Source organism: Rhodococcus sp. P1Y (assembly GCF_003641205.1).
Lineage (GTDB): Bacteria > Actinomycetota > Actinomycetes > Mycobacteriales > Mycobacteriaceae > Rhodococcoides.
Window position 1 is genome coordinate 4311893 of record NZ_CP032762.1, and the last position, 16062, is coordinate 4327954.

General features: G+C 64.1%; 11 protein-coding genes and 1 pseudogene. 6 read left to right on the top strand and 6 right to left on the bottom strand.

The window, feature by feature from the left end; genetic code table 11:
• The first annotated feature begins 25 nt into the window (after positions 1-25).
• The 6 genes and pseudogenes from D8W71_RS19900 (at position 26) to D8W71_RS19920 (ending at position 6513) form a co-directional block, all read left to right on the top strand.
• The gene (locus D8W71_RS19900) at positions 26-2131 is read left to right on the top strand and encodes a RecQ family ATP-dependent DNA helicase (RefSeq protein ID WP_201265143.1); all 2106 of its coding nucleotides are present in this window, start codon (positions 26-28) and stop codon (positions 2129-2131) included.
• A 229-nt stretch (positions 2132-2360) separates the two neighbouring features.
• Positions 2361-2864, top strand: a pseudogene (gene ectA / locus D8W71_RS28030) (diaminobutyrate acetyltransferase); the annotation flags it as partial.
• Positions 2865-2909: 45 nt separating this feature from the next.
• Entirely contained in the window at positions 2910-4184 is a 1275-nt protein-coding gene (gene ectB, locus D8W71_RS19905; RefSeq protein ID WP_236078106.1) for a diaminobutyrate--2-oxoglutarate transaminase, read from the top strand.
• Between the two features lie 76 nt (positions 4185-4260).
• A complete protein-coding gene (locus D8W71_RS19910) occupies positions 4261-4659 on the top strand; it encodes an ectoine synthase (protein ID WP_121115901.1) in 399 nt (132 codons plus the stop codon).
• Between the two features lie 43 nt (positions 4660-4702).
• On the top strand, positions 4703-5635 hold the full coding sequence (locus D8W71_RS19915; RefSeq protein WP_121115903.1) for a D-isomer specific 2-hydroxyacid dehydrogenase family protein: 933 nt from the start codon (positions 4703-4705) through the stop codon (positions 5633-5635).
• A 65-nt stretch (positions 5636-5700) separates the two neighbouring features.
• Positions 5701-6513, top strand: a complete 813-nt coding sequence (locus D8W71_RS19920; protein ID WP_121119623.1) for an NAD-dependent protein deacetylase — start codon at positions 5701-5703, stop codon at positions 6511-6513.
• 15 nt (positions 6514-6528) lie between these two features.
• On the opposite strand, the gene D8W71_RS19925 is transcribed toward D8W71_RS19920, so the two are convergent.
• From D8W71_RS19925 to D8W71_RS19950, 6 genes are all read right to left on the bottom strand, one after another.
• Positions 6529-8226, bottom strand: coding sequence for an MFS transporter (locus D8W71_RS19925; protein ID WP_161965472.1), 1698 nt, complete (start codon positions 8224-8226; stop codon positions 6529-6531).
• A gap of 107 nt (positions 8227-8333) precedes the next feature.
• Positions 8334-9434, bottom strand: a complete 1101-nt coding sequence (gene proB, locus D8W71_RS19930) for a glutamate 5-kinase (RefSeq protein ID WP_121119625.1) — start codon at positions 9432-9434, stop codon at positions 8334-8336.
• A 43-nt stretch (positions 9435-9477) separates the two neighbouring features.
• Positions 9478-10926 carry a GTPase ObgE gene (gene obgE / locus D8W71_RS19935; RefSeq protein WP_121115907.1) on the bottom strand — a complete coding sequence of 483 codons (1449 nt, stop codon included), beginning with the start codon at positions 10924-10926 and terminating at the stop codon, positions 9478-9480.
• A 163-nt stretch (positions 10927-11089) separates the two neighbouring features.
• Positions 11090-11353, bottom strand: a complete 264-nt coding sequence (gene rpmA, locus D8W71_RS19940; protein WP_072802495.1) for a 50S ribosomal protein L27 — start codon at positions 11351-11353, stop codon at positions 11090-11092.
• A gap of 66 nt (positions 11354-11419) precedes the next feature.
• On the bottom strand, positions 11420-11731 hold the full coding sequence (gene rplU, locus D8W71_RS19945; RefSeq protein ID WP_032394581.1) for a 50S ribosomal protein L21: 312 nt from the start codon (positions 11729-11731) through the stop codon (positions 11420-11422).
• Positions 11732-11941: 210 nt separating this feature from the next.
• Positions 11942-15784, bottom strand: coding sequence for a translation initiation factor IF-2 N-terminal domain-containing protein (locus D8W71_RS19950; RefSeq protein WP_121115909.1), 3843 nt, complete (start codon positions 15782-15784; stop codon positions 11942-11944).
• Positions 15785-16062: the final 278 nt, after the last annotated feature.

Genomic DNA, 16062 nt, shown 5'->3' on the forward strand with positions numbered 1-16062 from the left:
CGGAGCCGTGCGGCACGATGGGGGCATGACAGAAGCACCGGCAACCCCGACAGACCTGCGCACCGACGCCGAGCGACTGCTCCGCGAACTCGCAGGCCCCGACGCGCACCTGCGCGAGGATCAGTGGGTTGCCATCGAGGCCCTCGTCGTACATCGGCGCCGCGCCCTCGTGGTGCAGCGCACGGGCTGGGGAAAATCGGCGGTCTACTTCATTGCCGCCAAGCTCCTTCGTGCGCAAGGTCTCGGCCCGACCGTCATCGTGTCCCCTCTGCTGGCGTTGATGCGAAACCAGGTGGCTGCGGCCGAGCGAGCGGGAGTCAAGGCCGCCACCATCAACTCGGGCAACATGACCGAATGGGAGGACATTCACGCAGATGTCGCGGCGGGCAACCTCGATGTGCTACTCGTCAGCCCCGAGCGCCTCAACAACCCCGACTTCCGCGACCAGGTGCTGCCATCGCTGGCCGGCGACGCGGGCCTCGTCGTGGTCGACGAGGCACACTGCGTTTCCGACTGGGGGCACGACTTCCGCCCGGACTACCGTCGAATCCGAACACTGATCGCCGAACTGCGGGAAGGGATTCCAGTCCTTGCCACCACCGCGACCGCGAACGACCGGGTGGTCTCGGACGTCGCGGCGCAGCTGGGAGTGGGAGGCGGGGACACTCTCGTTCTGCGGGGTGGCCTCGAACGCGAATCGCTGCACCTCTCGGTGGTGAAGATCGAGAACTCAACCGAACGGGCAGCCTGGCTGGCCTCGCACCTCGACAAGCTTCCCGGGTCCGGAATCATCTACACGTTGACCGTCTCCGCGGCGCGCGACCTCGCAAGCCTGCTGTCCGATCAGGGACTGGCAGTGGCGTCGTACACCGGGCAGACGGACACGACAGAGCGTGAATCCCTGGAGAACGACCTACTCAACAACGACGTCAAGGCCCTGGTTGCCACGTCCGCTCTGGGAATGGGGTTCGACAAGCCGGACCTCGGCTTCGTCGTACACATGGGAGCGCCTTCGTCACCGATTTCGTACTACCAGCAGGTCGGACGTGCAGGGCGCGCCACCGAGCGCGCAGACGTCATCCTGTTGCCCGGTCACGAGGACAGGCAGATCTGGAGTTATTTCGCATCGGTGGCGTTCCCGCGCGAGCATGTGGTTCGGCAAGTCATCGAGAACCTCGATCCAGTGAAGCCGCTGTCGACGCCGGCGCTCGAACCACTGGTCGATCTCAATCGCAGTCGGCTGGAGATGGTGCTCAAGGTCCTCGACGTCGATGGAGCGGTTCAGCGCGTTCGAGGTGGATGGATCTCCACTGGGCAGGACTGGACGTACGACGCCGAACGATACGAGCGCCTCGAGCAGGCCAGGGACGCGGAACAAGAGGCCATGGTCGAGTATCAGCGCACCGACGGCTGCCGAATGGAGTTTCTTCGACGCCAGTTGGACGACCCCGACCTCGGAGACGGACCGAGCAAGTGTGGCCGGTGTGACAACTGCACAGGGCAGTCCTACTCCCCACAGGTCGACCCCGCCGCCGTCGACGCGGCCAAGAGCCGACTCGACCGACCGGGATTCGACCTTCAGCCTCGCAAGCAGTGGCCGAGCGGGATGAAGAAGCTGGGGGTCTCGCTGTCGGGAAAGATCTCCGACGGTCCCGAGCCGGGCAGAATTCTCGGCCGGATGACCGATTTGGGATGGGGTGGACGGCTACGGGCGGTGCTGGACGGACCGGACGGTCCGGCTCCGTCCGCCCTCATCGACGGCTGCATCAAAGTATTGGCGTCATGGGACTGGAAGGTGAGGCCGACTTCGGTCCTCGCACTGGAATCGGACAGTCACCCAGAACTGGTTCGCTCGGTAGCAGCCGAGCTCGCACGCATCGGCAGGCTGGTCGACCTGGGAATTCTTCATAAGCGACCGGATCATCCGCGGGTCACCGCCGCCAATTCGGCGTTCAGGGTGGCGGGCCTGGTCGATTCGTGGGAGGTCCCCGACCTGACGGGTACCGATGGCCCGATACTGCTGGTCGACCTGGTGACCGACACCGGATGGACGTTCACGTGTGCGTCCGTTGCGTTGGCGCAGGCAGGTGCGGACGCCGTTCTGCCGTTCGCTCTGGCAACCCCCAAGTAGAGGCAGGCCCGGTCGCGCCACGATCGAACCGGACACTTCGGACAAGGCTGATCGACGACGCCGGACGGCTCACAACATCGTTGCCGAATCGGCCCCGCGTTACCCCGAATCGCACGTTTGTGACCAGCGTCACAATCGGCCTCCAACCTGGGGAAGCAAGGGTGTTTGAGAGACCAATTCTCGTGGGTAGATGAAATGCCATGGCCACCTTGTTAAGTTTGTATTTCCAATGAAGCCCGCACAGCTGAGAGCGACCACAATCACTGCGCCGGACGCAGTGAAGTTCCGTAAGCCAAAGGTTTCCGACGGAGTCCGGCTCTGGGAAATCGCGAGAGACTCGAAAGTACTCGATCTTAATTCGAGCTACTCCTACGTACTGTGGTGCAGAGACTTCTCCGCCACTTCCGTCGTCTCCGACGTCGACGGGCGAGCAGTTGGTTTCGTCACCGGCTACATCCGGCAGGACGCCCCCACAACATTTTTCGTGTGGCAGGTCGCGGTCGATGCTGATCAACGAGGCAAGGGCCTCGCCGGCAAGATGCTCAACGAACTTCTCGACCGCCTTACCCCACAGGGCATCACGCACCTGGAGACGACGATCAGCCCCGACAACGAAGCGTCGATTGCGCTGTTCACGGCCCTCGCTCGAACACGAGGAACCGAGATAAGAAAATCAGATCTGTTCGCGCCCAATGATTTCCCTGATAGCCACGAGGCAGAGGAGCTCTACACAGTAGGGCCGGCCACCGTGCGCACAAACGAAAGGAACAAGCAGAACATGACCGAAAAGACAATCACCACAGAGAAGCCCGACGTCTTCGAGACCGTCGAGTCCGCCGTCCGCAGTTACAGCCGCCAGTGGCCCGCTGTGTTCAAGACCGCGAAGAACTCGACCCTCATGGACGAGAACGGCCGCGAGTACCTCGACTTCTTCGGTGGCGCAGGCGCATTGAACTACGGCCACAACAACCAGATCCTCAAGGACGCGCTGGTCGACTACATCCAGAGCGACGGCATCACGCACGGGCTCGACATGTCGACTGTCGCGAAGCGGGAGTTCCTCGAGTCCTTCAAGAAGAACATCCTCGATCCCCGCGGACTCGACTACAAGGTCCAGTTCCCCGGGCCGACAGGTGCCAACACAGTCGAAGCAGCACTCAAGCTGGCTCGTAAGGTGACCGGCCGCGAGTCGATCATCAACTTCACCAACGCATTCCACGGCATGACACTCGGCGCGTTGTCGGTCACCGGCAACTCGATGAAGCGAGCTGGCGCCGGAATCCCGCTGGTGCACACCACGCCGATGCCGTACGACAACTACTTCGGCGGCGTCACGGAGGACTTCCAGTGGTTCGAGCGTGTCCTCGACGACTCCGGTAGTGGCTTCAACCGCCCGGCCGCAGTGATCGTCGAGACCATTCAGGGTGAGGGCGGCATCAACGTCGCGCGACCGGAATGGCTGCGTGCATTGGCCGAATTGTGCTCGCGCCGAGAGATCCTGCTGATCGTCGACGACGTTCAGATGGGCTGCGGTCGTACCGGCCAGTTCTTCTCGTTCGAGGAGGCGGGCATCGTTCCCGACATCGTCACGCTGTCGAAGTCGATCGGTGGCTACGGAATGCCGATGGCCCTCACACTGTTCAAGCCCGAACTCGATGTGTGGGCACCGGGCGAGCACAACGGGACGTTCCGCGGTTTCAATCCCTCGTTCGTCACCTCGAAGACGGCCATCGACACCTACTGGTCCGACGACAAGTTCGAGAAGGAAGTTCTCGCCAAGGGTGAGCACATCCAGGACAACTTCATCAAGCTCTGCGCCAAGTTCGACGGCGTGTCCACTCGTGGACGCGGCATGGTCCAGGCGTTGGTTTTCGACGAGCCGGAGAAGGCGGGCAAGGTTGCCGCACTCTGCTACGACGAAGGTCTGCTCGTCGAAACTGCAGGTCCGTCGGACGAAGTCGTCAAGTTGCTTCCTCCGCTGACCACCACGATCGAGGAACTGGATCGCGGACTCGACATCATTGCAGGCGCGACCGCAAAAGTGTGCTCCTGAGCGATCGGGAGTGGAGCCTGAAAAGTGAATCGGGCTCAGCTTTGGCAGTAGTCGTACCACCGAAGGGAGACAACACATGATTGTGCGTACCACGCAGGAAATAACCGGAACCGACCGCGACATCTCGAGCGAGGACGGCAACTGGCGCAGCAAGCGCATCATCCTCGGCGGCGACAAGGTCGGATTTTCGTTCCACGAGACGACCATCAAGGCCGGCACGGTGAACAACTTTCACTACGCCAACCACGTCGAGGCTGTGTGGCTCATCGAAGGTGAAGGCACACTGACCGATCGCGAGACCGGCGAGACCTACGAGCTCGGTGCAGGTTCGATGTACCTGCTCAACGGAAACGAACGCCATACCGTCGAACCGCGCACCCAAATGCGCATGTTGTGTGTGTTCAACCCACCAGTGGTGGGTAACGAAACGCACGACGAGAACGGCGTCTACCCACTCGTGGAAGTTCCCGCCTGACCCTGGTCACTCCGCAGGCTGCGCTCCCGCTTAACCTGATCTTGTGACTTCGCCCCGCTCGAACGCTGTAGCCATCGGACCCGAAGAGGACCGAAAGTTGGTGGCAGCGGTCGAGCGGGGCGGCGGCGTCTCTGCACCCCTCGTCGACGCATCCGCCCTGATCTGGACCGCGGGACCGGAAGAATTTCCCGAAACCTTGCCCGCACACGTTCGTTGGGTTCAACTTCCCAGCGCCGGTGTCGAATCGTGGTTCGAGGCGGGCACAATCGACGCACACCCCGACGTCCAATTCACTTCGGCTGCAGGTGCATACGCAGCCACGGTGGCAGAGCACGCTCTGTCGTTACTCCTGGCGGGCGTTCGCGCGTTGCCCGAGCACCTGGCCGCCCGGACCTGGGATTCGCGGCACTTCTACGACCGAATCGGCACCCTACGCGGCGCGACGGTAACGATCGTCGGCGCCGGCGGTATCGGCCGCGCGCTGATTCCGATGCTTGCTTCCCTCGGGGCCGACGTCATCGCTGTCAATCGCTCGGGGAAACCAGTTCCCGGTGCTCGGCGATCGCTCCCGGTCAGCGCACTCGACGAAGTGTGGGCCAGCACAGATCACGTGGTCGTCGCAGCCCCCTCGACGGCAGCGACACATCACCTCGTAGGTGCAGCCGAGCTCGCCCGCCTACGGCCCCATTCCTGGGTGATCAACGTCGCGCGCGGACCTCTCGTCGATACCGATGCAGTGGTCGCTGCACTGCAGGCAGGCACGATCGGCGGCGTCGGGCTCGACGTCACCGACCCCGAACCGCTCCCCGACGGTCACCCGCTCTGGACCCTGACGAACGCCATCGTCACCCCTCACGACTCCAATCCGCCGCGGCTGAAGAACGCCGCATACGCCGACTTCGTCGAAGCGAACGTGAATCGCTTCGTCACCGGTGAACCGCTGGCCGCCCCGATCGATCGGGTCCAGGGGTACTGAGCGCTAACCTGGAAGACGTGCACGCACCCGTCCGACACGACACCGGCCCGGCGCAGCTCGAAACCATGGTTCGACTGCTGTCGGGCAAACGCATCGTGGTCGTATCGGGAGCGGGAATGTCCACCGATTCGGGTATCCCCGACTATCGCGGCCCCGACTCCCCTCCTCGCAACCCGATGACGTTCCAGCAATTTGTCGGTGACGACGAGTTCAGGCGCCACTACTGGGCACGCAACCACGTCGGATGGCGGCACATGGACGCAGCGCGGCCGAACGAGGGCCACCGTGCGCTCGCTGCGCTCGAACGTCGCGGAATCGTGTCCGGAGTGATAACCCAGAACGTCGACATGCTCCACACCAAAGCAGGCAGCAGGAACGTCATCGATCTCCATGGTGTGTACGCCCGAGTCCGCTGTCTCGAGTGCGAGCGGCTCATCTCGCGCTTCACCTTGGCTGCGCGGCTCGACAGCCTCAACCCCGGCTTTCTGGAGAGCGTCGCGCCCGCTCAGGGCGTGGAGATCGCCCCCGACGCCGATGCCATCATCACCGACACCGCTCACTTCCGCATGGTCGACTGCGAGCACTGTGGCGGCGTCCTCAAACCCGACATCGTCTACTTCGGTGAAAGTGTGCCGAAACCGCGGGTCGCGCAGGCCTTCGACCTCGTCGATCACGCCGATGCGATTCTCGTGGTCGGATCCTCGTTGACGGTCATGTCCGGGCTCAGGTTCGTTCGACGGGCAGCGAAAGCCGGCCTCCCGATCGTCGTCGTCAACCGGGGTTCCACTCGAGGCGACGAATTCGCCACCATCACCAGCCACGCAGGATGCTCCGAGACGCTCGTGGGCCTACTGGACGCGCTTCCGCCGGTCGCCTGAACAGGTCGCCGAACGTCACATCAGCATGTGGGTGTCGTCCTCCACCTCGAGCCGGCCCGGCAACAACGTGAACGCGGAGATGGCGCCGAGGAATGCACTTCCGGCCGCCGCAACCGACGACACGTGCATTCCATGAATGAAAGCGGATTTGGCGTCCGCCACGAACGTGGTCAGCGTGGCTTCGGCGTTCTGTTTCTGTTCCGCGAGAACATCAGCGGGGATCTGTGATGCCTGTGGCAGCGCGGCACGGGCCTGTAGTGCCTCCGCGGACCTGCCGACGAATTCGAGTGCACCGCCGATCGATTCGCTCGCATCGGCAGTCGCGAGCGGAGTGATACGAACTTCTGCCGGTAGCTGGGACACGATCTGCGACGGTTGATCGAGTGCAGCAGCAACCTTCTCGGGCGTCCCGGCGCCCAAGTCGGCTCGGAACGACATTGCAAGCAACGACCCGAGGACTGCGACCCCGAGTGCGCCCGCGACCTGCCTGACGGTGTTGTTCACCGCCGATCCCGCGCCTGCCTTGTCCCGCGGGACCGCACCCATGATGGCGTTGGTGGCAGGCGTCATCGTCAGGCCCATTCCCGAGCCGAGCGCGAACATCTGGACTTCGACGATCCACTGAGGAGTGCTCTCCCCCACGAGGCCGTAGGACAACATCGAGAGCGCGAAGAGAGTCAGACCCGAACCCGCGACGTACCGCGCCCCGAGCTTTTCGGACAGACGCGCCGCCTGACTCGCCGCGATCATCACACCGGCCGCTACGGCGATGAGTGCGACGCCCGCAGCAAGTGGGGTATATCCACGGATGGCCTGCAGGTAGTACGCGAGGTAGAACGTTGCACCCATGAGCGAGAAGAACACGAGCGCAATGGAAATGGTGCCCGCGGAGAATTGGCGGTTCTTGAACAATGTCACGTCGATCGTCGGGTGCGAGCTTCGCCGTTCGAGAATCACGAACAGCGTCAGCAGGATCAAACCGAGGACGATAGCGCCCAGTGAACGCCATTGGAGCCAATCGTTGGTGTTGCCGCCTTCGATGATTCCGAAGACGAGCACGACGAGAGCGACGATGGACAGAACGACACCGAAGGGGTCGATCTTTCCGGGGTTCGGATCCTTCGACTCCGGCACCAGCAGGAAGATCAGCACGACCCCGATGATGACAATAGGCACGTTGACGAGGAAAACCGAACCCCACCAGAAGAATTCGAGCAGCGCACCACCGGTGATGGGACCGAGAGCGATGGCAATTCCCGACGCCGCCGCCCAGATCCCGATGGCTTTGGGGCGCTCCTCCGGCTCGAACACGTTCTGAATGATCGACAGAGTCTGCGGCTGGACGGCTGCGGCACCGATACCCATCAACGCGCGATAGACGATGAGCTCGGTGGCGGTGTCCGCGGTGGAACACAACGCCGAGGTGATCCCGAAGAGCACCATCCCCACGACGAGCGTGCGTTTGCGCCCGATGCGATCACCAGTGACGCCCCACACGATGAGCAGACCGGCGAAGACCACGGCATAGCTGTCCACCGCCCACTGCATCGCGCTCTGCGACGCATCGAGATCTGCCTGAATGGTCTTGAGCGCGACGTTGAGGATGGTGTTGTCGAGGATGACGACAAGCAGGCACACCACCATGACCGCGAGTACGAACCACCGCCGTCCGTACACGGTGTCCGCGTCGGTGGGGATATCGGTCCGCTCCATGGTGCACTCCCAGCTCAGGTCTGTGCAGATCATGCAACTGCGAATGCACCTGCACCGCAACACCTACGAGAGAAAATGGACCGCTTTGTCCGGTATGAGAGGAAATACTAGCTGTGCACGGACACCAGATCGTCGGCGTGAACGACGGGCCGCTGGAGTTCGGGCGACAGCTCCGCCTTGGACCTGCCGATCGTTCCGATCAACTCCGACGCGTCGTAGGCCACGACTCCCCGTGCGATCACGGCGCCCTCGGGGTCCCGAAGGGCCACCACGTCGCCACCGTAGAACCGCCCGGTGACCCCGGTGATTCCCGCCGACAGCAATGACCGTCGACGCTCGACGACGGCGCGAACCGCCCCTGCGTCGAGGTGAAGGTCACCCTGAACGTCGGCCGCATGCCGAACCCAGAACTTCCTCGACGACAGTCTCGTCGGGCGGGCGGCGAACGCCGTGCCGACCCGAGCAGTGGTCAACGCAGCTGCTGCGTCCTGCGCCGACGCCAACAGAACCGGAACACCCGCGTCGGCCGCGAGGCGCGCAGCGGACAGCTTGGACGCCATTCCGCCGGTGCCGAGCGCTCCCCCGGACCCGGCGACGACGCCGTCGAGGTCCTCGGGGCTGTCCACCTCACGAATGAGAGTGGCATGTCCCTTGCGCGGATCACCGTCGTACAGGCCGTCGACGTCCGACAACAACACAAGCGCATCGGCTCCGGCGAGATGTGCGACGAGCGCGGCCAAACGGTCGTTGTCGCCGAAACGAATTTCGGCGGTAGCCACTGTGTCGTTCTCGTTGACGACGGCAACAGCGCCGAGTGAACGCAATCGGTCGAGGGTTCGTTGCGCATTGCGATGGTTCGTGCGGCGCGCGATGTCCTCGGCCGTGAGCAGAACCTGTCCGACGGTGCGGCCGAACCGAGCGAACGAGGTACCCCACGCGTGGGCGAGCGCCAGCTGGCCGACGCTCGCAGCGGCCTGCTTCGTCGCGAGATCCCGTGGCCTCTTGGTCAGTCCGAGCGGCGCGATTCCCGCACCGATCGCCCCGGACGAGACGACGATGACATCGGTACCCGCACGCATGCGGAGTTCGACGGCTTCCGCCAGTAGGTCCAGACGACCGAGATCCAAGCCGCCGACCAAGGAGGTCAATGCGGAAGAACCGATCTTGACGACGATCCTCTTGGCGTCCGCGATGTCGACTCTGGTCATGGAAACGGCTGCGGCCGAATCGGATTCGGCAGTCACCTGTCCATCACTCCTCGGGTTCGAGTCCGCGACGGACTCGACGAGCATGCTTGCGTTCGTCCGCACCGATTCGTTCGACCTGATCCAGACGCACGTCGGTGCCGCGTCCGGTTCGCGTGATCTCGACACCTGCGGCCGTCTGCGGTTCCCAATCGAAGGACACGTCACCGATGGTTACCGGTGCGCCAGGTTCGGCGCCCAGCTTGATGAGGGCGTCCTCGACACCGAGACGCGCCAGACGGTCGGCGAGGTAACCCACGGCCTCGTCGTTGCTGAACTGCGTCTGGCGTACCCACCGCTCCGGGCGTGTTCCGAGGACGAGGAAGCCGCCAGGCACATCCGGATCCTTGACGACCTGGAAGCCCTCTTCGTTGCGCGCGACAGGTCGAAGGACCGGTCGGCGTGGCTCTGCGGGCGGGTGCGCGATGCGATAGTCCTCGACCATCTTGCCCAATGCGTAGATCAGCGGCTTCAAGCCTTCTCGGCTCACCGCGGAAATCGTGAAGACGGGCCATCCGCGTGCTTCGAACTCGGGAGTGACCATTTCGGCCAGCTCCGCGGCTTCGGGGATATCAGCCTTGTTGAGCACGACGATCCGCGGACGGTCGGCGAGGTCGCCCAGACTTGCGTCGCCCAACATTGCCGGCTTGTATGCGGCCAGTTCAGCTTCGAGTGCATCGACGTCGGAGACGGGGTCGCGGCCCGGATCCAGTGTCGCGCAATCCACCACGTGCGCCAGCACAGCGGTTCGCTCCAGATGCCGAAGGAAATCGAGACCGAGACCTTTGCCTTGGCTCGCACCGGGAATCAAACCGGGAACGTCCGCCACGGTGTAGGTGGTGTCCCCGCTGGACACGACGCCCAGGTTGGGGACAAGCGTGGTAAACGGGTAATCGGCGATTTTCGGCTTCGCGGCGGACAGCACCGACACGAGCGAGGACTTACCCGCCGAAGGAAATCCGACGAGTCCGATGTCGGCGACGGACTTGAGTTCGAGAATTACATCGCGCTCGATGCCCTCTTCGCCCAGTAGGGCGAATCCGGGTGCTCGGCGCGCCTTGGACGCGAGAGCAGCATTGCCGAGTCCGCCTCGGCCACCGGGAGCAGCGTCGAAACGTGTGCCCTCGCCGATCATATCGGCGAGGATGCGCCCGTCCTTGTCGAGTACGACGGTTCCGTCGGGGACCTTCAGGATCAGGTCCTCGCCGTTGGCACCCTCACGGTTGCCACCCATCCCCTGAGTCCCGTTGCCCGCCTTCGCATGCGAATGGAAGTGGAAATCGAGAAGCGTGTGGACGTTGCTGTCGACGACGAACACGACACCGCCGCCCTGGCCTCCATTGCCACCGTCGGGGCCGCCGAGCGGCTTGAACTTCTCGCGATGAACCGAAGAGCAGCCGTTGCCGCCTTTACCGGCGCTGACGTGCAGCACCACGCGGTCTATGAATCGTGACATAGCTGCCTTCGATCCTTCCTCGGTCGTGTCGACCGAAATGTTCGTTGCCCGAAAAACACGATAAGGGCGGACCGGGTTTCAATGACCCTGGTCCGCCCTCATCGTGAAGCTGGGCGCGTGAGAATCCCGTCGGGATCACTCACGCAGTTGGTGCAGCGGAGACTCAGGCCTCGACTGCGACCGGAACGATGTTCACGGTCTTGCGTCCACGCTTCGCGCCGAATTCGACGGCACCTGCGGACAGAGCGAACAGCGTGTCGTCGCCGCCACGGCCGACGTTGACGCCGGGGTGGAAGTGCGTGCCGCGCTGACGAACCAGGATCTCGCCTGCGCTGACGGTCTGGCCGCCGAAACGCTTGACGCCGAGGCGCTGAGCATTCGAGTCGCGACCGTTACGGGAGCTTGATGCACCCTTCTTATGTGCCATGTTGCGTACCCTCCTCGGGTAAGAAGAACGCCAGCTCCATCGACGAAACCGGCAATGAAAGAGTGGCTACTTGATACCGGTGACCTTGAGGACAGTCAGCTTCTGCCTGTGTCCCTGACGCTTGTGGTATCCGGTCTTGTTCTTGAACTTGTGGATGCGGATCTTCGGGCCCTTGGTGTGCTCGACGATCTCGCCGGCGACGGAGATCTTCGCCAGCTTGTCTGCATCTGTGGTCAGGTCGGAACCGTCTACGACGAGGACCGGAGCAAGCGAGACAGCAGTGCCGGGCGCTCCCTCGATCTTCTCGACCTTGACGAGGTCACCAACAGCGACCTTGTACTGCTTTCCGCCGGTCTTGACGATCGCGTACGTTGCCATCGGAGGGCTACCCCTTGCTTCTTCGAACTTGCTCGCGCTGCCCACGGCAACACGACTGGTCTGATCTTGCTGTTTAACTGAACTCCCGGGCGTGTTCGCCTGCGTCACAATCTTTCGGAGTGACGGCACAGCAGAACAGTGTCACCGGGAGCGACTTATCAAGGTTACGGTAGACGGACGGCCGTGGTCAAACCGCCCGTCTACGGTCTCCTAAGCGTCGACGGGCGGGCCTGCAGGCCTGGCGGCTGCGCGACGTCGACGAGGCTTCGTCACCGGCGCTTCCTCGACCACGGCATCAGCGTTCACCTGGGTAAATGCAGGCGCAGTGACCGGCGCTTGCACGGACTCCTCCGTCGCTGCGCCGCCATCGGACGTAGCGGGAATCACGAAGACGGCTCCTGCATCAGGCGTCTCCGCTGTCGGCGCAGCTGCCTTCCTGGCCACTCGGCGCCCACGCCGTGCCTTGACGACCGGCTCGGAAGCAACCGACTCCGCAGCACCAAGCTCGGCGGCAACCTCTCCCGTGTCGACAGAGGTCTCGCCTTCCGGCGCCGAGTTGGGTGTCTCAGCGGACGCGTCGTCGGGAGCCGCGTCGTCGGGAGCCGTGCCGGTAGGAGCCGTGTCGGGGACAACGGGCACCGGTGGGTCGGTCGAGACCTCGTCGGTGTCCACCACAGCCTGCGCCGCAGGCCTCGACGCCTTTCGGCGCGCATTCCTGCCACCGCGCCGGGTCGGCGTCGCATCCGGGGCAATAGCGTCCGGGGCAGTGGTGTCGGAGGGAATGGTGTCAGGAGCAATGGTCTCGATCGGCGTCGCGGGTTCAGCGTCTTCGCTGCGCCCGGACGCTTCTTGCGAATCCTTGCCTTGGATCGCAGCTACCTCGGATGCACCGATGACCGTTTCGGAACCGTCGTCGACGACATCAGCCGGCGTCACGTCGTCTACTACCTCGTCGTGATGCGCCGCCATCGCGAGCGCGACCGGATGCGCTCGCTTCACCGACGGATCAGGTGTCGCATCGGTGTGATCGGTCTGAGCCTGCGCGTTGTTCGCGGTCTCGGACTTGTCACGGCCTCGGCGCTTGCGCGGCGAAGTGGATTCGCCACGGGACGAGCCGGACCTCGAACCATCGTCGGGCTTGCTCTCGACCGGGAACGGATGAACGATGATTCCGCGTCCCTGGCAGTGCTCGCACGTTGTCGAGAACGCCTCTACCAGACCGGTTCCGAGCTTCTTCCGGGTCATCTGGACGAGTCCGAGTGACGTCACCTCCGACACCTGGTGACGCGTCCGGTCACGCCCGAGCGCCTCGGTCAGTCGTCGCAGGACGAGATCGCGGTTCTGCTCGAGGACCATGTCGATGAAGTCCACGACGATCATCCCGCCGATGTCGCGCAGCCGCATCTGACGGACAACCTCTTCGGCCGCTTCCAGGTTGTTGCGAGTGACGGTCTCCTCGAGGTTGCCGCCTGCCCCGGTGAACTTGCCAGTGTTGACGTCGACGACCGTCATGGCCTCGGTGCGGTCGATGACAAGCGTGCCACCGGACGGCAACCAGACCTTGCGATCGAGTGCTTTGGCCAGCTGCTCGTCGATTCGGTACGCCTCGAAGACGTCAGGCCGACCCGACTCGGACACATGCCTCTCCAGCTTGGGCAACATGTCCGCGGCGACGGTTTCGATGTAGTTGGAGGTGGTGGTCCAGGCTTTCTCACCCTCGATCACGAGTCTGACGAAGTCCTCGTTGAACAGATCGCGAATGACCTTGACCAACAGATCGGGCTCTTCGTACAGCGTCTGCGGCTGGCTTCCCTTGCTCGACTCGGCCTGTGCCGACGCTTCTTCGATGGTCGCCCACTGCGCCTGCAACCGGGTCACGTCACGGGCGAGTTCTTCTTCGCTGACACCTTCGGCGGCCGTACGGATGATGACTCCGGCCTCCGCCGGCACGATATCGCGCAAGATCTCCTTGAGTCGCTTGCGCTCGGTGTCGGGAAGTTTGCGGCTGATGCCGGTCGAGCTGCCACCCGGCACATAGACGAGGTAGCGGCCGGCAAGTGAGAGCTGTGTCGTGAGACGGGCGCCCTTGTGGCCGACGGGGTCCTTGCTGACCTGCACCAGGACCTGGTCCCCCGGCTTGAGCGCCTGCTCGATCTTGCGCGAGTTGCCCCCGAGTCCAGCTGCGTCCCAGTTGACCTCACCGGCGTACAGGACGCCGTTACGGCCGCGGCCGATGTCGATGAACGCCGCTTCCATGCTCGGAAGGACGTTCTGCACACGACCGAGGTAGACATTGCCGACCATCGACGCAGATGCGCTGCTGGTCACGAAGTGCTCGACGAGAACCCCGTCCTCCAGCACTGCGACCTGTGTCGTGTCGCCGTGATCGGGGAACGACTTTTCGCGTACGACCATCACGCGGTCGACCGATTCGCGCCGAGCCAGGAACTCGGACTCCGTCAGGATCGGTGGACGACGGCGACCTGCGTCACGACCGTCACGGCGACGCTGACGCTTCGCCTCCAGACGCGTCGAGCCGGTAATTCCTTGAACTTCGTCCTTGGTGCGCGGCTTGCTGCGTGGCTCGCGCTCGTGCACGACTGTGTTCGGCGGATCATCCTCGGACGACGCGGAGTCGGACGATGTGGAATCGGACGACGCATCGCCCGAACTGCGGCGACGACGGCGACGACGACGGCGACGACTCGAACCGTCCGACTCGTCCTGATCGTCGTCGCTCTCGCTCGCCGACTCGGCCGAGGAATCCTCGGACTCGCCTGCGTCGGAGTCACCTGCATCCGACGCCGATGACTCGTCCTCGCTTGCACTCGATGCCTTGGATCCGCCGCGCGACCTGCTACGCCTGCGTGAGCGACGCTCGGTGTTCGGCTTGTCTTCGTCGCCGGATTCGGACTCTGCGGAGTCGACCTCGGCGGTCCGGTCCTCTGCGTCCGGTTCGCCGGCGCTCGAGTCCTGGTCTCGCTTACCCGAGTCGCCCGATTCGAGGTTCGAGTCCTCGGAGCCGGCACCGTCGCCCCTGGTGGCGTCATCAGTGGTGCCCTCATCCGAGGTGCCGTCATCAGTGGCGCCGTCGGAATTGGAGTCGTCCGAGTTGTCGTCGGTCGGCTGGTCTCCCCGACCGCGACCACGCCCACGACGACCGCGCCTGCGACGACGAGGCTGCGACTGATCGTCGTCACCCTCACCGTCGTCGTCCGAAACCGCTGCGTCGTCCGAAACCGCTGCGTCGTCCGAAGACGATGCGCCCTCGGTGCCCGGGGTGTCGATCGGTGAACCGGTGCCGACTCGATCGCTGGAACCGGTCGATACCTCCGCAGCTGCGGGGGTCTCTTTTACGGCCGGGTCCGTACTGACAGCAGCGCCGGAACGCTTCTCCGGCTCCGATGTCACCGATTCGGTCTCGCTGACCGATGGGTCGGTGTCGACTGCGGGGCCAGCGGCCTTCTTGCTCCGGCGACGCACCCGCGGTTCGGGAGCGGCTGCCTCGGGCTGAAGGAAGAGGGGGCCCGCGAAGGGCCGGGAACCCGGCGTGGTCGCCGTTGCAACCGTGATTTCCTCGGTCGAGAACAGACTCCCCGTCGACGGCCTACCCGGCGCGGCAGTGTCCTCTGGTGTCGCTGTGCCCTCTGGTGTCGCAGTGCCCTCTGGTGTCGCAGTGCCCTCTAGTGTCGCAGTGTCCTCTGGTGCCGCTGTGTCGGCTGGTGCCGTGGCAGGGGCCGACACGGCTGGCTGTTCGGTGACGGCGTCGGGCGAGGCGTCGACAGGTGCCGGCGCCTCGGGCGAGGTGAATGCACCGTGCACTGTGACCGCGTCATCGCGACCGAGACTGGACTGAGCGCTCCGAGCCTCGATGCCGAGCTCGCCGAGTTTGGCGAGTACCTGCTTGCTCGTGACACCGATGATCTTGGCCAGCGCGTGGACGCGGAGGCGATCGGGGAACGTCGGAGTCAGCCCGGCGGACGCATTCGCGTCACCTGCTGCACTTTCCCTGTTCGACGTCTGTACATCTTCTGGCGGGGCTTGATCGGCCACGTAAGTCTCCTCAGGGGCCCCCGGGCGCGTCCACCAGCAGCATCTGCTGGGTGTGACGCGGCCACGCGAGGGCACATTCTTGTGTTCTGACGAAAGGTTTGACGTCAGTGTTGTCTGGTCTCGCTTCGCACTTGGTGCACTGTCCACGGCGAGTGGCCGGTACGCCGAGCGCGAGGCCTGGCTGGATGGCTGTCGAAGTCCGTCGGTACGAGCGCCTGATCATCAAGCATGCCTGAGCCCTGGAGGATTGCCTCCGCGCCTCGGGCAGCGATGACGGG